General features: G+C 64.8%; 16 protein-coding genes. 12 read left to right on the top strand and 4 right to left on the bottom strand.

The features are described from left to right. Positions 1–8 precede the first annotated feature (8 nt). The 5 genes from QUV25_RS16765 to holA all read left to right on the top strand — a co-directional run bounded on the left by QUV25_RS16765 (position 9) and on the right by holA (position 5,532). Positions 9–680, top strand: coding sequence for a MotA/TolQ/ExbB proton channel family protein (locus tag QUV25_RS16765; RefSeq protein WP_300865623.1), 672 nt, complete (start codon positions 9–11; stop codon positions 678–680). Positions 681–684: 4 nt separating this feature from the next. Next, complete coding sequence (locus tag QUV25_RS16760) at positions 685–1,134, top strand: biopolymer transporter ExbD (RefSeq protein ID WP_300865622.1); 450 nt, start codon at positions 685–687, stop codon at positions 1,132–1,134. Between the two features lie 111 nt (positions 1,135–1,245). Further along, complete coding sequence (gene leuS / locus QUV25_RS16755) at positions 1,246–3,924, top strand: leucine--tRNA ligase (protein WP_300865620.1); 2,679 nt, start codon at positions 1,246–1,248, stop codon at positions 3,922–3,924. Positions 3,925–3,926: 2 nt separating this feature from the next. Next, positions 3,927–4,466, top strand: a complete 540-nt coding sequence (gene lptE / locus QUV25_RS16750) for an LPS assembly lipoprotein LptE (RefSeq protein ID WP_366945689.1) — start codon at positions 3,927–3,929, stop codon at positions 4,464–4,466. 7 nt (positions 4,467–4,473) lie between these two features. After that, positions 4,474–5,532 carry a DNA polymerase III subunit delta gene (gene holA, locus QUV25_RS16745; RefSeq protein WP_300865619.1) on the top strand — a complete coding sequence of 353 codons (1,059 nt, stop codon included), beginning with the start codon at positions 4,474–4,476 and terminating at the stop codon, positions 5,530–5,532. A 113-nt stretch (positions 5,533–5,645) separates the two neighbouring features. On the opposite strand, the gene QUV25_RS16740 is transcribed toward holA, so the two are convergent. Both QUV25_RS16740 and QUV25_RS16735 read right to left on the bottom strand, forming a co-directional pair. Next, entirely contained in the window at positions 5,646–6,026 is a 381-nt protein-coding gene (locus tag QUV25_RS16740; protein ID WP_300865618.1) for a rhodanese-like domain-containing protein, read from the bottom strand. Between the two features lie 46 nt (positions 6,027–6,072). After that, positions 6,073–7,002 carry an MBL fold metallo-hydrolase gene (locus QUV25_RS16735; protein WP_300865617.1) on the bottom strand — a complete coding sequence of 310 codons (930 nt, stop codon included), beginning with the start codon at positions 7,000–7,002 and terminating at the stop codon, positions 6,073–6,075. Between the two features lie 132 nt (positions 7,003–7,134). On the opposite strand from QUV25_RS16735, the gene QUV25_RS16730 reads away from it, so the two are divergent. From QUV25_RS16730 to QUV25_RS16700, 7 genes are all read left to right on the top strand, one after another. Continuing rightward, positions 7,135–8,415 (top strand): glutamate-5-semialdehyde dehydrogenase, encoded by a 1,281-nt coding sequence (locus tag QUV25_RS16730; RefSeq protein WP_300865615.1) that lies wholly within the window; start codon positions 7,135–7,137, stop codon positions 8,413–8,415. Positions 8,416–8,624: 209 nt separating this feature from the next. Next, complete coding sequence (gene gshA, locus QUV25_RS16725; RefSeq protein ID WP_300865614.1) at positions 8,625–9,917, top strand: glutamate--cysteine ligase; 1,293 nt, start codon at positions 8,625–8,627, stop codon at positions 9,915–9,917. Positions 9,918–10,079: 162 nt separating this feature from the next. Beyond that, a complete protein-coding gene (locus QUV25_RS16720; RefSeq protein ID WP_300865612.1) occupies positions 10,080–11,948 on the top strand; it encodes a potassium transporter Kup in 1,869 nt (622 codons plus the stop codon). 151 nt (positions 11,949–12,099) lie between these two features. Beyond that, positions 12,100–13,284 (top strand): benzoate/H(+) symporter BenE family transporter, encoded by a 1,185-nt coding sequence (locus QUV25_RS16715; RefSeq protein WP_300865611.1) that lies wholly within the window; start codon positions 12,100–12,102, stop codon positions 13,282–13,284. Continuing rightward, positions 13,281–14,225 carry a glutathione synthase gene (gene gshB, locus QUV25_RS16710; protein WP_300865609.1) on the top strand — a complete coding sequence of 315 codons (945 nt, stop codon included), beginning with the start codon at positions 13,281–13,283 and terminating at the stop codon, positions 14,223–14,225. The genes QUV25_RS16715 and gshB overlap by 4 nt, the downstream gene beginning before the upstream one ends. Positions 14,226–14,503: 278 nt before the next feature. Then, positions 14,504–14,764, top strand: coding sequence for a VF530 family protein (locus QUV25_RS16705; protein ID WP_300865608.1), 261 nt, complete (start codon positions 14,504–14,506; stop codon positions 14,762–14,764). A 199-nt stretch (positions 14,765–14,963) separates the two neighbouring features. After that, positions 14,964–15,536 (top strand): hypothetical protein, encoded by a 573-nt coding sequence (locus QUV25_RS16700; protein ID WP_300865607.1) that lies wholly within the window; start codon positions 14,964–14,966, stop codon positions 15,534–15,536. Between the two features lie 30 nt (positions 15,537–15,566). Here the strand turns inward: QUV25_RS16700 and QUV25_RS16695 are convergent, their stop codons facing one another. Beyond that, positions 15,567–15,899, bottom strand: a complete 333-nt coding sequence (locus QUV25_RS16695) for a multidrug efflux SMR transporter (protein ID WP_300865605.1) — start codon at positions 15,897–15,899, stop codon at positions 15,567–15,569. Between the two features lies 1 nt (position 15,900). Beyond that, complete coding sequence (locus QUV25_RS16690) at positions 15,901–16,728, bottom strand: ABC transporter permease (RefSeq protein WP_300865604.1); 828 nt, start codon at positions 16,726–16,728, stop codon at positions 15,901–15,903. Between the last annotated feature and the right edge of the window lies 1 nt (position 16,729).

Genomic DNA, 16,729 nt, shown 5'->3' with positions numbered 1-16,729 from the left:
TCGGCCACGTGGGTGTCTGGGAAACTTTCTGGAGTGGTGATGCGCTGAGCCGAAGCGTCGCCTTGCTGCTGCTGGCCATGTCGGTGGCGAGCTGGGTGGTCATTCTCTGGAAGGGCTGGATGCTCAGGCGGGCACTGGCAGACGTGCAGCGCAGCGCTGCAGCGTTCTGGCAGGCGGTGGATCTGGACGACGCGCAGCGCCGCCTGGGAGGCTTCGACAGCCAGGCCCTGTTGGTGCCGCTGGTGCACGCAGCCCGCACACTGGAGCAAACTGCCCCCCACACCCTGGCCGCCGCAGGCGACCGCTCGCAGCAACTCACGCGCGTGCTGCGCGATGCCTTGCATGGTGTGCTGCACCGGCTGCAGTTTGGCCAGGTGTTGCTGGCCACCGTGGGCTCTACCGCCCCCTTTGTGGGCCTTCTTGGCACGGTCTGGGGCATCTACCACGCACTCACCGCCATCGGCATGGACGGGAGTTTCCGCATCGAACAGGTGTCAGGCCCGGTGGGCGAGGCCTTGGTCATGACCGCTGCCGGCCTGGCGGTGGCCATTCCCGCGGTGCTGGCCTACAACGTGCTGGGTCGGCAGATCGTGCGCATCGAGGCCGATCTGGAAGGCTTTGCGCGCGATCTGCGCGAACTGCTGGTGCATCCGGCAGGGCCTGACCCGACGAAAGACTGAGCACATGGCTTTCGGACGGCTTGAAAAACCCACCGCCCACCGGCCCATGAGTGAGATCAACGTCACGCCCTTGGTCGACGTGCTGCTGGTTCTGCTGGTGATCTTCATCGTCGCCGCGCCGATCATGGCCAGCCGTCTGGCCTTGGAGCTTCCGCAAAGCAGCCCGGCCGCCATGGCTTCCGATACCGGCGTGGCGGCCAGGGTGTCGATCGGGCTCGATGCAGCCGGCCAGGCGTTCTGGGACGATCAGCCGGTGGATGGCGAGCAGCTGGCACAGCGCCTGGCCGATGCCGCCCGACGCGATCCGGCCACCGAGGTTCAGCTGCGCGCCGACACCGCTGTTCCCTACGGCCGGGTGGTGCAGGTGATCGGGCTGGCCCAGGCGGCCGGGCTCACTCGCATCGGCTTTGTGGCCGATCCCGCCGCGCTCACGCCATCCGCCCCTGCGCGCTGAGGTGCGCAAGCGCCGCCCGGCCTAAAATCCAGGGTTTCGGCTGCCCGGCGCCAGTGCTGGGCGTGACCGGCCCGCCTCCAACCCACCCGGACGCCCGGACCTTCCCGCGCTATGCAAGAAAAATACGCCCACCAGTCCGTCGAGCGCGCTGCGCACGCCCACTGGAATGCCACCGACGCCTACCGGGTGACCGAGGACGCGAGCAAGCCGAAGTACTACGCCTGCTCCATGCTGCCCTACCCCAGCGGCAAGCTGCACATGGGCCATGTGCGCAACTACACCATCAACGACATGCTCACGCGCCACCTGCGCATGAAGGGCTTCAACGTGCTCATGCCCATGGGCTGGGATGCGTTTGGCCTGCCGGCGGAAAACGCCGCGCTGAAGAATGGTGTCCCGCCCTCGAAGTGGACCTACGAGAACATCGCCTACATGAAGCAGCAGATGCAGGCGATGGGGCTGGCCATCGACTGGAGCCGCGAGGTGGCGACCTGCGATCCGACGTACTACAAGTGGAACCAGTGGTTGTTCTTGAAGATGCTGGAGAAGGGCATCGCCTACCGCAAGACCCAGGTCGTCAACTGGGATCCGGTGGACCAGACCGTGCTGGCCAACGAGCAGGTGATCGACGGCAAGGGCTGGCGCACCGGCGCCACGGTCGAGAAGCGCGAGATTCCCGGCTACTACCTGAACATCACCGCCTACGCCGAGGAGCTGCTTGACCATGTGCAGCTGGGCAACCCGAAGGCCACGCTGAACGGCTGGCCCGACAAGGTGCGCCTGATGCAGGAGAACTGGATCGGCAAGAGCGAGGGCGTGCGATTTGCCTTCCCTCACAGCATCCAGGACGCTGACGGCGCATTGATCGGCGACGGCAAGATGTACGTGTTCACCACGCGCGCTGACACCATCATGGGTGTGACCTTCTGCGCCGTGGCCGCGGAGCACCCGCTGGCCCACCATGCCGCGTTGAGCAACCCCGCGCTGGCGGCGTTCATCGAAGAGTGCAAGACCGGTGGCACCACCGAAGCCGAACTCGCCACGCAGGAAAAGAAGGGCATGGCCACCGGCCTGTTCGTCACCCACCCACTGACCGGCGCGCAGGTGGAGGTCTGGGTCGGCAACTACGTGCTCATGAGCTACGGGGACGGCGCCGTGATGGGTGTGCCCGCGCACGACGAGCGCGATTTTGCTTTTGCGCTGAAGTACGGCTTGAAGATCCAGCAGGTGGTGGCGGTGGAGGGGGAGACGTTCTCTGCTTCGGCATGGGCCGAGTGGTACGGCGACAAGCAGCGCGGCGTGTGTGTCAACTCCGGCGCGCTGGATGGCCTGAACCAGAAGGCTGCGGTAGACACGGTTGCTGAGTTGCTGGCTGCCAAAGGCCTGGCCGAGAAGAAAACCACCTTCCGCCTGCGCGACTGGGGCGTCAGCCGCCAGCGGTACTGGGGCACGCCGATTCCCATGATCCACTGCGAGGAACATGGCGCGGTGCCAGTGCCGGAGAACGACTTGCCGGTGGTGCTGCCGCAGGACTGCATTCCCGATGGTTCGGGCAACCCGCTGCACAAACACGAAGGCTTTCACGCCGGCGTGGTCTGCCCGGTGTGTGGCAAGCCCGCCCGGCGCGAGACCGACACCATGGACACCTTCGTGGATTCGTCCTGGTACTTCATGCGCTATTGCGACCCAAGCGACAGCGAGCAGATGGTGGCTGAAGGCGCCGACTACTGGATGCCGATGGACCAGTACATCGGTGGCATCGAACACGCGATCCTGCACCTGCTCTACGCGCGCTTCTGGACCAAGGTCATGCGAGATCTCGGCCTGGTGAAGGTGGACGAACCCTTCAGCAAGCTGCTGACGCAGGGCATGGTGCTCAATCACATCTATTCGCGCCGCACCGAGAAAGGTGGCAAGGACTACTTCTGGCCGGCCGATGTCGACCATGTGCTCGATGACGGCGGCAAGATCGTCGGCGCGAAGCTGAACAAGGCGGTTGGAGCGTTGCCAGCGGGCACGGTGATCGACTACGAGGGCGTGGGCACCATGTCCAAGTCCAAGAACAACGGCGTCGACCCGCAGGATCTGATCGAAAAACACGGCGCCGACACCGCCCGCCTTTACACCATGTTCACCGCGCCGCCCGAGGCCACGCTGGAGTGGAACGACGCCGCGGTGGAAGGCAGCTACCGTTTCCTCAAGCGCGTCTGGAGTTTTGGCGCCAAGCTGTCGGCGCAGGCTGGTCTGGTGGAGTCCGCACAAAGCCTGAGCCCGCAAAAGCTCGGCAAAGCGGCCAAGGCCTTGCGTCTGGAGCTTCACACCGTGCTCAAGCAGGTGGACTACGACTACCAGCGCATGCAATACAACACCGTGGTCTCGGGTGCGATGAAGATGCTCAACGCCCTCGAAGATTTCAAGGGCGAGGGCAGCGAAGGCGACGCCGCCGCGCTGGGTGAGGGTTTCGGCATCCTGCTGCGTTGTCTCTATCCCGCGACGCCGCACCTGACCCATGCGCTGTGGACCGAACTCGGCTACGCCCAGCTCTGGGGCGAGTTGCTCGACGCGCCGTGGCCGCAAGTGGACGAAGACGCGCTGAAGCGCGACCAGATCGAGCTGGTGCTGCAGATCAATGGCAAGCTGCGCGGCAGCATCACCGTGCCGGCTGGCGCCGACAAAGCGGCCATCGAGGCTGCGGCGCTCACCAGTGAGGCTTTCCTCAAGCAGGCCGATGGTGTCCCACCGAAAAAGGTGGTGGTGGTGCCAGGTCGTCTGGTCAACGTGGTGGTGTGAGCTTGAGCGCAGCGTTGCCATCAGTCCCATTCCAACGCCGCGCGCTGCTGCGAGGCGCGGGCCTGCTGCTTGCAACTGGCCTCGGGGGTTGTGGTTTTGCCCTTCGGGGTGCGCCCAAATTTGGCTTCGAATCGCTGCGCCTGGCGGGCAGCGAGACCACACCGGTGTCGGTGGAGCTGGCTCGTGCGCTGGCGGGTGCTGGCGTGCTGGTGTTCAAGTCGAGCACCCCGCCCAGCCCCGAGGGCGATACCGGTCAGGTGGTGCTCACCGTGCTCACTGACCAGCGTGAGCGCGCGGTGGTGGGCCAGACCGCGGCCGGCCAGGTGCGCGAGCTGCAGCTGCGCACCCGTTTTCGTTTCCGCCTGGCCAACGCCGCCGGCAAGCTGTTGCTGGACAACACCGAGCTGCTGCTGGAGCGAGATATCAGCTTCACCGAGACCGCTGTGCTGGCCAAGGAGGCCGAGGAGGCGCTGCTGTTCCGGGACATGCAGAGCGACATCGTGCAGCAGGTCATGCGCCGCCTGGTGGCGGTGCAGGCCTGAGCGCCACATGCAGGTGGGTACGGCGCAAATTCGGGAGCACCTGCAGCGCGGGCTGAAAAGCCTGTACACGGTGCACGGGGATGAGTCGCTGCTGGTGCAGGAGGTGGGTGATGCGATCCGGCAGGCGGCGCGCGAGCAGGGCTACACCGAGCGCACCGTTCACACCGCCGCTGGCGCGCACTTCGACTGGAGCGCTGTGCTGGCCAGTGGCGGCTCGCTCAGCCTGTTTGCCGACAAGCAGCTGATCGAGGTGCGCGTGCCCTCAGGCAAACCCGGCAAGGACGGCTCGCAGATCCTGCAGCAGCTCGCTCAGGCCGCCCAGGGTAACGACAGCACACTGACCCTGGTGTTGCTGCCGCGCCTGGACAGCGCCACGCTCAAAGGGGCCTGGTTCGGCGCGCTCGACAGCTTTGGTGTGACGATCAAGGTCGATCCGGTGGAGCGCCAGGCCCTGCCGCAGTGGATCGCCCAGAGGCTGCAGCAGCAGGGCCAGCGCGTTGCCGCCGGTGAAGAAGGTCAGCGCACACTGCAGTTTTTTGCCGATCGGGTGGAAGGCAACCTGCTGGCGGCGCACCAGGAAATCCAGAAGCTGGGCCTGCTCTTCCCAGCCGGCGAGCTGAGCTTTGAGCAGGTGGAGAACGCGGTGTTCAATGTGGCGCGCTACACGCCGTTCAAGCTGGCCGAGGCGGTGCTGGGCGGGCAGGTGGCTCGGGTGCAGCGCATGCTCGACGGCTTGCAGGCCGAGGGTGAAGCGGCGGTGCTGGTGCATTGGGCGCTGTCCGAAGACATCCGCACCCTGCACCGCATCCGCATTTCGATGGATGCGGGCCGCCCTCTGCCCATGGCCTTGCGTGAAAACCGCGTCTGGGGCCTGAAGGAAAAGCTGATGGAGCGCGCGTTGCCGCTGCTGACGGCATCCACCCTGGTGCGCTGGCTGGACGATGCCCACACGGTGGACGGCATCGTCAAAGGCCTCAAAGCGCCGAGCTGGCCGGCCGACCCCTGGCAGGCCTTGCAGCAGCTGGCGATGAAGGTGGCGCGCGAGTTGACCCCCCTGCGCCGCTGACGCGGCTTCTTCCCGAGGCACTGCGCCTGTGGCCCGCTGGGCCGGTGTCACGGAGTGTGCCGGGCTCGGTGCCCCGCTGGGGCGTTGCCAGAACTGCTTGCGGGGTCGCTGCGTCAGCCGAAGCTGGGCAGCTCGGGTTTAGCGACCGGCTTGCCGGCAGCCACCCAGCCGTCAAACCCACCAGCGATCGATTTGACGTTGAGGTAGCCCATCTCCTGCATGGCGGCGGCGGCCAGGGCGGCGCGGCCACTGGTCTTGCAATAGAGCACCACCTTGAGGTCGCGCGAGGCGAGTGCCGGTGTGCTGCTGAGCTTGAATTCCAGCATGCCGCGTGAGGCGTGGATGGCGCCCGGCAGGTGGCCGTTCGCGAATTCGCTTTCCTCGCGCACATCGATCAGCACATCCGCTTCGCGGATCGCGGCGTCGGCTTCGCTGACGGGGATTTCGGCGACACGTGCTTTGGCTGCGCTCACCAGGTCCATGGCGTTTTTCATCATCGGTTCCTTCAATAGGTCGGGGTGGATGTCGGCAGCGAGGCACTCATTCGCGCTCAAGCTCCAGGTAGGTGCGGCTGGCATTGCCTGGATGCAGTTCGGCCGCGTTGAGCAAGCGCAGGTAGGGCTGGAGGTCAAACGCCTTGATCGTAGCGCTGATGTCTGTGCCGTCTTCAACGGCTTTCTTCATGTGTGCCCGCAAGGCCCGCAGGTAGTCTTGCGTGTCGCGCTGTGCGCGGCCCAGGTCGCTCACAGCGCCGTGACCGGGCACGATGCGCTGTGGTTTGAGGGACTCGATCACTGCAAAGCTGTCCAGCCACCGCCCGGTATGGCTGACCGGGAGCACGCCCAGCAATCGGTCGGTGTAGACCACGTCGCCACTGAAGACCACGTCCTGTTGCGGCAGCCAGACGATGACATCGCCCGGGGTGTGGGCGCCGCCACGGTGCTTCACTTCGACGCTCACGCCGCCCAGCTGCAAGCGCTCGTCGCTGCCCGTCAGGTAGCGTGTGGGCAGGGTCGGGACCGTGCCATCGAGCTTCTCCTTCAGCTCGTTGCGCAGCGCCTGCAAGTGGTCGTTGCCCCGGCTCTGCATGTCGGCCCGGGCGTTCGCATGGGCGATGACCTCGGCGCCCTGTGCGATGAAGTAGCCGTTGCCGAGCCAGCGGTGGTCCTGCCCCCCGGTGTTGATCACCCATTTCACCGGTTGGGAGGTGACCTTCCTGACCGCATCATGGATCTGCCGGGCGCCTTGAAAACTCGCGCCACTGTCGATCAGCAGCGCACCAGCGGGCGTGACCACGAGGCCGATGTTGGCGTTCAGTCCTTCGTTGGTGTAGGTGCGCCCCACCTTCTCGCCGATGAATGCGTAGACGCCTGCAACGACAGGCTCGAATCGGACTTCGACCGCATGCGCCAGGAAAGAGAACGCGCTGGAGAACAGCAACAGGGAGCGAATCAGGCGGGTACGGCGCATGGTGGCGTGGGGTCGAGTGAATCAGGCCAGCGAGGGTTGCTCGCGATGGTCATGCAACTGTACACCCGGCAGTATCGGGTGTGCATCCCCGTCGCGGTCGCGCGAAACGGGCTCCGGTGCGAAAATGTGCTGATGAACGCGAGTAACACCACCGAACTCATGAATGCCCTAGGCGGCCAGGCCAAGGCTGCATCGGCGCTCATGGCACGTGCCAGCGCTGCCACCAAGCGCCATGCCCTGCTCAGTCTGGCCGCCCTGTTGCGCGCCAACGTGGACGGGCTGCAGGTGGAAAACGCCAAGGATCTTGACCGTGCACGCGCCGCCGGACTGGCCGAGCCGCTGGTCGACCGGCTCAAACTTGCGCCGGGCGCCATCGAGACCTGTGCGCAGGGCTGCGAACAGCTCGCAGCCATGGCCGACATGATCGGTGAAGTGATCGGCCTGCGCCAGATGCCCAGCGGCATCCGCGTGGGTCAGATGCGTGTCCCCCTTGGCGTCTTCGGCATGATCTACGAGAGCCGACCCAACGTGACAATCGAGGCGGCGTCGCTGGCGATCAAGAGCGGCAATGCGGCCATCCTGCGCGGTGGCTCTGAGGCCATCGACTCCAACTGTGCCCTGGCCGCCCTGGTGCAGCAGGCCCTGAGCTCGGCCGGTTTGCCGCCCGATGCGGTGCAGTTGGTACCCACCACCGACCGCGCCGCCGTGGGCCAGCTCATCACCATGCCGCAGTATGTGGACGTCATCATCCCGCGCGGCGGCAAGGGACTCATCGAACGCATCAGTGCCGAGGCCAAAGTGCCGGTGATCAAGCACCTGGACGGCAACTGCCACACGTACGTGGACGACCCGTGTGACATCGCGATGGCGGTGACCGTGGCTGACAACGCCAAGACCCAGAAATACAGCCCTTGCAATGCCACCGAAAGCCTGTTGGTGGCGCGGGCGGTGGCGGCCGAATTCTTGCCCCGCATTGGCGCGATCTACGCCGCCAAGGGTGTGGAGATGCGCGCCTGCCCCGAATCAATGGCCTTGCTGGCCACGGTGCCCGGCGCCCGCCTGAGCGCCGCGACCGAGGCCGACTGGAGCGAGGAATACCTGGCTCCCATCATCAGCATCAAGCTGGTGTCCGGCCTGGATGAAGCCATTGACCACATCAACCGCTACAGCAGCCACCACACCGACGCCATCCTTACCACCGATCACCGGCACGCCCAGCGCTTTCTGCGTGAGGTCGACTCGGCGAGCGTCATGGTGAATGCGAGTACCCGCTTCGCAGACGGCTTCGAGTTTGGACTGGGCGCTGAAATCGGCATTTCCACCGACAAGTTCCACGCGCGCGGGCCAGTGGGTGTGGAAGGTCTGACCTCGCTGAAATACGTGGTGCTGGGCGAAGGCGAAATCCGGGGCTGACCACCATTCCTGGGCACGTTGCCGCGCAGCGCTGGCGGTCCGACCGCCGGTGCATGGGCTCCCGGGGGTAGGCTGCGCTTGAGCGCCAAGCTCATTTTGGCCATCCGCGGCGCGCGCCTTGCGGTCGCCGCGTTCGTCCCCATTTGGATGACGAAAATGCAATTTTCGCTCCCTACAATGGGTTGGGAAATTCTCATCAAAAGGCCTACATGGTTCCGCATCTCGTCACCGCCTTGACCGGCCCCATCAACGAACTCGAGCAGCGGATCCTGGAATCCACGCCGGTGATCGAACGCTGGTTCCGACTGGAGTGGATGGAGCACACGCCGCCCTTTTACTGCTCGGTCGACGTGCGCAACGCCGGCTTCAAGCTCGCGCCGGTGGACACCAACCTCTACCCCGGCGGCTGGAATCACCTCACGCCCGAAATGATGCCGCTGGCCGTGCAGGCGGCGATGGCGGCGATCGAGAAGATCTGCCCGGAAGCGAAGAACCTGCTGCTCGTGCCCGAAAACACGAGCGACGTCTTCTACCTCAGCAATCTGGCGCAATTGCAGCGCATCTTTTTCCAGGCTGGGCTGAATGTGCGCCTGGGCTCGCTGTCCAACGACATCACCGCGCCAAAGACGATAGAACTGCCAGGCGGCGAGTCGGTCACGCTGGAGCCGCTGGTGCGCAGCAAGCGCCGCCTGGGCTTAAAGGACTTCGACCCTTGCACCATCCTGCTCAACAACGACTTGAGTGCCGGCGTGCCGGGCATTCTGGAAGACTTGCACGAGCAGTACCTGCTGCCTCCGTTGCACGCCGGCTGGGGCACGCGCCGCAAAAGCCGCCACTTCAAGGCCTATGAAGAGGTGGCCAAGCGCTTTGGAAAACTGCTCGGCATGGACCATTGGCTGATCAACCCGCTGTTTGCGCAGTGTGGCGAAGTGGACTTCACCGCCGATGCCGGGCTGGACTGTCTGCGCACCAACACCGACGCCCTGCTTGGCAAGATCCGGCGCAAGTACAAGGAATACGGCATCAACGAGAAGCCGTTTGTCGTGATCAAGGCCGACAACGGCACCGGCGGCATGGGCATCATGACCGTGCGCGACGCGAAGGAAATCGATGCCCTCACGCCGGCCGACCGCAAGGCCATGGCCGGTCTTCAGACCGGGCTGGGTGCAGGCGAGGTCATCATCCAGGAGGGCGTGATGACCAACGAGCGCATCAACGCGGCCGTGGCCGAGCCGGTGGTCTACATGATGGACCGCTACGTGGTCGGTGGTTTTTACCGCGTGCACGCCGAGCGCGGCGTGGACGAAAACCTCAACGCGCCGGGCGCGCGTTTTGTGCCGCTGGCGTTTGAGCAAAGCGCGCAACTGCCGCAACCGGGCGTCAAGCCCGGTGCCAGCCTGCCCAACCGCTTCTACATGTACGGCGTGATCGGTCGCCTGGCCATGCTGGCGGCCAGCTACGAGCTTGAAGCCACCGATCCGGACGCCGAGGTGTACGAGTAGCCCTACGCCTCCCGCGTCGACAGGTCGCAGTTGCTGCGGTGCAACATATCTCACGGCGAGCCGATTTAGAACGGTTGCCCAGTTGCTGGTAATCAGGGCGTGAGAGCAGAATTCACCCCTTCGGATCATTGAAGCCTCGGGCCGTCAGGCCGGGGTTGTTGTGTGGCAGCTTCCAAATCGTCGCTCGCAGCGCTCACTCTGGGCGCCATCGGAGTGGTTTATGGCGATATCGGCACCAGTGTGCTGTACGCCATCAAGGAAATCTTCGGGTCGGGCCACGTCCCGTTCACCCACGCCAATGTCTACGGTGTGCTGTCCATCGTTTTCTGGACGCTGACGCTGATCGTCTCGCTGAAGTACGTGGCGCTGGTGCTGCGCGCCGACAACGCGGGTGAAGGCGGGCTCGTCGCCATGCTGGCGCTGGCCTCGCAGGCGGTTAAACACAAACCCGAATTGCGCCGCGTGCTGCTGGTCATCGGCATCTTTGGCACCTCGCTCTTTTATGGCGATGGTGTGATCACGCCCGCGATTTCGGTGCTCTCGGCGGTTGAAGGCCTGGAGGTGATATCGCCTGCGTTCAAGCGCTACGTGGTGCCCATCACCCTGGTGGTGCTGTTTGCCCTGTTTGCGGTGCAAAAACGCGGCACCGGTGGCATCGGTCGCTTCTTTGGCCCTATCACCCTGTTGTGGTTTGTTTCGATCGCCGCTCTGGGCGTGTCGCACATCGTTGGTCACCCCGAGATCCTGGGCGCCATCAGCCCGCACCACGCGCTGCGTTTCATCTGGGAGCAGCCAGGCACAACCTTCATCATCCTGGGGGCCGTGGTGCTGTGCGTGACCGGTGGCGAGGCGCTCTATGCCGACCTCGGCCATTTCGGCAAAAGGCCGATCCGGCTGGCCTGGTTTTCGATCGTCATGCCTTGCCTGACGCTGAACTACTTTGGCCAGGGCGCCTTGCTGCTCGAAAGCCCGGAGGCGGTCGAAAACCCCTTCTTCAGGATGGCGCCAGATTGGTTGCTCGTGCCGCTGGTGGGGCTGGCGACCATGGCCACGGTGATCGCCTCGCAGGCGCTGATCACCGGCGCCTTCAGCGTCACCAAGCAGGTCATGCAGCTGGGCTACCTGCCTCGGCTCAACGTGCGCCACACCAGCGTGCGCGACACCGGCCAGATCTACCTGCCGCTGGTCAACTGGAGCCTGTTTGTGGCCATCGTGCTGGCGGTGGTGATGTTCCGATCCTCCAGCAACCTGGCGGCGGCCTATGGCATCGCCGTCACGCTGGACATGCTGATCACCACCGTGCTCACCTTCTTCGTGCTGCGCTATGGCTGGAAGTACCCACTGTGGCTGAGCCTGCTGCCGACCGGATTTTTCTTTGTCATCGACTTTGCCTTCTTCAGCTCCAACCTGCTCAAGCTTCTGGATGGTGGCTGGTTCCCTCTGATGATCGGCGGGGTGGTCTTCACATTGATGATGACCTGGAAGCAGGGGCGCCAGCTGATGGCCAGCAAACAACAGGCCGAGGCGATGGATCTCAACAGTTTCCTCGATGCGGTGTTCGTCTCGCCACCGTTGCGGGTAGCGGGAACGGCGGTGTTTCTCACCGCCGAAACCGGTACCGTGCCCAACGCGATGCTGCACAACCTCAAACACAACAAGGTGCTGCACGAGCAAAACCTGTTTGTCACCGTGCGCCACCACGAGGTGCCGTGGATTGGCCTGGACAAGCGCCTGGCCATCGAGGCGCTGGGCCGCGACTGCTGGCAGGTGGTGATCCATTACGGCTTCAAGAACGACCCCGACGTGCCGCGGGATTTGGCGACCCTTCGCGGACGCGGTTGTGACCTGGAGCCCATGACCACCAGCTACTTTCTCTCGCGCGACGTGGTGGTGCCGACTATGCACCAGGGCATGGCCCCCTGGCGCGAAAAGCTGTTTGTCCAGATGCACCACAACGCCGGCGCTGCGGCCGAGTTCCTGAACCTGCCGAGCAATGCGGTGATCGAGCTGGGCTCAAAAATCGAGATATAGGCTCCCCCCGCGCAGGTTTCGCCGTCACCACCCTCGGGGGCGGACTGGCGGACTGGCGGAGCCAGATCCGCGGTGCCCTGGGGTTGAGCGGCCTGCGGACCCGCTCAACGCCGTGCTCTGCGATGCGCTTGCTCGGCGGCACAATCGCCCGATGTCCTTTTTCCGCGATCTCAGCCTGTCTGCGGCCACCGCCGGTTTTGTGGCGGTGCTGGTGGGTTTCACCAGCTCGGTGGCGATTGTGTTCCAGGCGGCGCTGGCGTTTGGCGCCACGCCCGAGCTCATCACCTCTTGGATGTGGGCGCTGGGCCTGGGCATGGGCTTGTGTTCCGCAATTCCTTCGCTGATCCTGAGGCAGCCGGTGATGGTGGCCTGGAGCACGCCCGGTGCCGCGGTGCTGGCCACCGCCGGGCTGGCTGGCGGCTTCTCCATGGCGCAGGCCGTGGGTGCGTTCCTGGCCTGCGCGCTGCTGATTATTCTGGTGGGTGCCACGGGCTGGTTCGAGCGGGTGATGAACCGCATACCGGTGGCGATTGCTTCCGCGCTGCTGGCTGGCGTGCTCGCGCGCTTCGGCCTGCAGGCATTTGAAGCGGCGCAGACCGCGCTGCCGATGGTGGGGCTCATGCTGCTGAGCTATCTGCTGGTGCGCCGAGTGCTTGCGCGCTACGCGGTACCGCTCACGCTGTTGGTGGCGGTGGTCTACGTGGTGCTGGATGGCCAGTTCAAACAAGGCACGGTGGTGCTGGAGCTGGCGCGCCCGATTTTCACGGCGCCTGAGTTCAGCCTGTCGGCGCTGGTCAGTCTTGCCCTGCCGCTCTTTGTGGTCACCATGGCGTCGCAAAACCTGCCGGGTGTGGCTGCGATCCGTGCTGCCGGGTACCCCATGCCCATTTCCAGGATCATCACCCTGACCGGCGTGGTCACGCTGGTGCTGGCTCCTTTTGGCGCCTTTGCGCTCAACCTCAGCGCCATCACCGCCGCCATCTGCATGGGCGAGGAAGCCCATGCAGATCGGGACAAGCGTTACACCGCGGCCGTGGCCTGCGGCGCGCTGTATGTGCTGATCGGCCTGTTTGGCGCCGCGGTCACCGGGCTGCTGCTGGCTTTCCCGCGCGAGCTGGTGCTGGCCATCGCTGGCATCGCTTTGCTGGGAAGTATCGGCGGTGGACTGCACGCCGCGCTCAAGGACGAACCCCACCGCGAGGCCGCCCTCATCACCTTCCTGGTCACGCTCAGTGGCCTCACGCTCGCAGGCATCGGATCGGCCTTCTGGGGCGTGGTCGCCGGCGCCGTGGCGCTGTTTGTGCAACAGTACGGGTCCAGAAAGCCAAGCCCATGAACATCCTCTTCGTCGCCGACCCTCTCGCCACCTTCAAGATCTACAAGGACACCACCTTCGCCATGATGCGCGAGCTTCAGCGCCGCGGCCATGCGGTGGCCGCCTGCGAGCCGCAACACATGCAGTGGCAGTCCGGTCAGCCGGTGTCGGCACTGGTGCGCCGCATCACGCTGACGGGCGACGCCAGCGACTGGTACCACGTGGAGCACCAGGGGCGCGAAGCCCTGCGCGATTTCGACGCGGTGCTCATGCGCAAAGACCCGCCGTTTGACAGCGAGTTTTTCTACGCCACCCACTTGCTGGAACAGGCCGAGCGCGAGGGGGCTCGGGTTTTCAACAGCCCGCGTGCGCTGCGCGACCACCCGGAAAAGCTGGCGCTGATGGAATTTGCGCAGTACGCACCCCCCACACTGGTGACGCGCTCGCCCGAGGCGATCCGGCATTTCCACACCGAGCAGCAAGACATCATCCTCAAACCGTTGGACGGGATGGGGGGCACTGGCATCTTCCGCGTCGGGCCAGACGGCATGAACTTGGGCGCCATCATCGAGACGCTCAACCAGGGCGGCGCCACCAGCGTGATGGTGCAGCGTTACTTGCCTGAGATCGCAGCGGGCGATAAGCGCCTGCTGCTGATTGGTGGGCAAGTGGCGCCGTTTGTGCTGGCGCGCATTCCGCAAGGGGGTGAAGTGCGCGGCAATCTGGCTGCGGGTGGCAAGGGTGTGGCTCAGCCGCTGACCGACGCCGATCGCCGGGTGGCCGAAGCCATCGCACCCACCCTGGCCGAGCGCGGCCTGCTGTTGGTGGGGCTGGACATGATTGGCAACCGCGTGACCGAAATCAATGTCACCAGCCCGACGTGCTTCCAGGAGATCCACGACCAGACTGGCTTCGATGTGCCTGCGATGTTTGTGGATGCACTGGAAGCGGCGCTCGCATGAGCGCAGATACACAGAACTCGAAGGTGTCTGTGGAGGGAGGCAACGGGCCAGCCGCCGGGCCGCCCCCAAGGCAGGCCCAGCCCCCTCGGGGGGCAGCGACCCGCGCAGGGGTGGAGCGTGGAGGCAACGGTCCTGTCGCCGGGCCGCCCCCAAGGCAGGCCCAGCCCCCTCGGGGGGCAGCGACCCGCGCAGCGGCGGAGCGTGGGGGCGACACGACCGCGGCGAAGGGCAGCCCCGAGCAAGGTCAGCCCCCTTGGGGGGCAGCGACCCGCGAAGCGGTGGAGCGTGGGGGCGATAACCCCCCCCAACCTCGCAATCCGCTTCATGGCGTGACACTAGAAGCCATGGTCGCTGCACTGGTGGAGCACCATGGCTGGGCCGGCCTGGGTGAGCGCATTCCGGTGCGCTGTTTCAACATCGATCCCAGCGTGTCATCCAGCTTGCGCTTCTTGCGCAAGACCCCCTGGGCGCGTGAGAAGGTCGAGGGGCTTTATCTCGCGACCTTGCGCGCGCAGCGGCGCACATCGACTCGAAAGTAGTTCAAAAGTCTCCACAAGAAAAGTGGGGTTGCGGTCAGCGCGCCACGGCTCAAGCGTGTCATTTGCCGCGGTGGACTCCGTTGACCCTGTCCATGGACTACGTCCATCCCGTTTCATGGCATTCCCGTCTTGTCTGAGAAAGGTGCCTACGGTACAACGTTGGACTCAGGGAGCAAATTTCGAATCTTTCATCCGCCATATGTCCGACACGCTCGACCTGACTTCTGCCGTCTTCACCAAGACCGAGCTGGGTCAACAGGAAATCCAATCGCGCGCTCTGGGTCTCGCGCCCCTGGTGCGGCGCATTCTCGTGCTCGCCGACGGGAAAAAGAGTGGCGGCGAGCTGGCGGCTTTTCTGCCCAGTGCCGACGACATCCAGTCCGTGCTGCAGCAACTGCTCAATCACGGCTGCCTCGAAGCCCAGGCCGGCAACAAGCCCGCCAGCGCAGCGGTTTCTCGCAACGCCGATGCTTCGGCCACCGCGACACCCGTGGAAGGCGAGGTGGCGGCCACTGGCGATATTCCGGGCCTGGTGCCCGCAGCGAAGCGCACGGTCAAAGACAACGAGATGGCGCGCAACTTCATGATCAACTCGATCAACGCCATCATCGGGCAACAGATGCGCATCACGCTGATCCAGAACATCTCCGACGCCAAGACCACCGATGCGCTGCGAGCGGTGTACCGGGACTGGGAGGCCAGCATGGCCGACCACGGCATAGGCAAGAAGCGCTTGCCCGAGCTCAAGGAAAAGCTTTTCAAGGTACTTTGAGCGTCAGGCCCCGTCCAGGCCCTGCTCCGCTCAGTGGGCGGAGGTCTTGGAGAACAGGTTGAGCACCAGCACGCCCGCCAAGATCAAGCCCATGCCCAGCATCCCGGCGAGATCCACCGTCTGGTCGTACACCACCCAGGCCACCAGCGTGATGAGCACGATGCCCAGGCCCGACCAGATCGCGTACGCCACCCCCACCGGAATGCTGCGCAGCACCAGCGACAGACAGTAAAACGACACCGCATAGCCCACCACCACGAGTCCCGAGGGGGCCAGCCGGGTGAAGCCTTCACTGGCCTTGAGCGCGCTGGTGCCAATGACCTCAGCCACGATGGCCAGCGCAAGCAGCAGCCAGGCGTTCATGTCACAGCTTCTCGGTTTCACCGGCTTTGGGCTGCCACTTCATCAGCCGTTTCTCGATGCGACCCACCGCCGCGTCCAGCACCAGCGCAAAGCAGGTCAGCACCAGGATGCCGGCCATCACGGTGTTGATGTCGAACTGGCCTTCCGCCTGCAAGATCAGGTAACCCACGCCGCGGCTGGAGCCCAGGTATTCGCCCACCACCGCGCCCACAAAAGCCAGTCCGACCGAGGTGTGCAGCGAGCTGAACACCCAGCTGGTGGCGCTGGGCAGATAGACATGGCGCAGCAGCTGTTTTTTGTTGGCTCCCAGCATGCGCGCATTGGCCAGCACCACCGGGCTCACTTCTTTCACGCCTTGGTAAACGTTGAAGAACACGATGAAGAACACCAGGGTCACGCCCAGCGCCACTTTGGACGCCATGCCCAGGCCGAACCACACTGCGAAGATGGGCGCCAGGATGATGCGCGGCATGGAGTTCAGCGCCTTGATGTAGGGCTCCAGGATGGCCGAGGCCATGGGACTGAGCGCCAGCCAGAGGCCTGCCGCCAGGCCGCTGCCGGCGCCGATGCCAAAGGCCATCACGGTTTCGGCCAGCGTCACGTACAGGTGGATGTAGATGTCGGCATCGGTGACGAACCAGACCCAGATGCGCTCAAAGATCTTCAGCGGTTCACCGAAGAAAAATGCGGCCTGGCGGTCGTTGTCGAACATGAACGTTGGCACCAGACCGGGCTTGGTCATGACATGCCAGAACACGAACAGCAGCACCAGGATGCCGATCTGCCAGAGGCGCAGCGTGGCAGGGCGCGGTTTGATGAGGTTCCACATG

Origin of the sequence: Hydrogenophaga sp. (genome assembly GCF_030373245.1) — a bacterium.
GTDB lineage: Bacteria > Pseudomonadota > Gammaproteobacteria > Burkholderiales > Burkholderiaceae_C > Hydrogenophaga.
This window is presented reverse-complemented; position numbering and strand designations above follow the sequence as displayed.

Bases quoted from the DNA above. Each gene is read 5' to 3' on its own strand.
- QUV25_RS16760 (WP_300865622.1), top strand. From the start codon at position 685: ATGGCTTTCGGACGGCTTGAAAAACCCACCGCCCACCGGCCCATGAGT.
- leuS (WP_300865620.1), top strand. From the start codon at position 1,246: ATGCAAGAAAAATACGCCCACCAGTCCGTCGAGCGCGCTGCGCACGCC.
- holA (WP_300865619.1), top strand. From the start codon at position 4,474: ATGCAGGTGGGTACGGCGCAAATTCGGGAGCACCTGCAGCGCGGGCTG.
- QUV25_RS16740 (WP_300865618.1), bottom strand. From the start codon at position 6,026: ATGAAAAACGCCATGGACCTGGTGAGCGCAGCCAAAGCACGTGTCGCC.
- QUV25_RS16735 (WP_300865617.1), bottom strand. From the start codon at position 7,002: ATGCGCCGTACCCGCCTGATTCGCTCCCTGTTGCTGTTCTCCAGCGCG.
- QUV25_RS16730 (WP_300865615.1), top strand. From the start codon at position 7,135: ATGAACGCGAGTAACACCACCGAACTCATGAATGCCCTAGGCGGCCAG.
- gshA (WP_300865614.1), top strand. From the start codon at position 8,625: ATGGTTCCGCATCTCGTCACCGCCTTGACCGGCCCCATCAACGAACTC.
- QUV25_RS16715 (WP_300865611.1), top strand. From the start codon at position 12,100: ATGTCCTTTTTCCGCGATCTCAGCCTGTCTGCGGCCACCGCCGGTTTT.
- gshB (WP_300865609.1), top strand. From the start codon at position 13,281: ATGAACATCCTCTTCGTCGCCGACCCTCTCGCCACCTTCAAGATCTAC.
- QUV25_RS16700 (WP_300865607.1), top strand. From the start codon at position 14,964: ATGTCCGACACGCTCGACCTGACTTCTGCCGTCTTCACCAAGACCGAG.
- QUV25_RS16695 (WP_300865605.1), bottom strand. From the start codon at position 15,899: ATGAACGCCTGGCTGCTGCTTGCGCTGGCCATCGTGGCTGAGGTCATT.
- QUV25_RS16690 (WP_300865604.1), bottom strand. From the start codon at position 16,728: ATGTGGAACCTCATCAAACCGCGCCCTGCCACGCTGCGCCTCTGGCAG.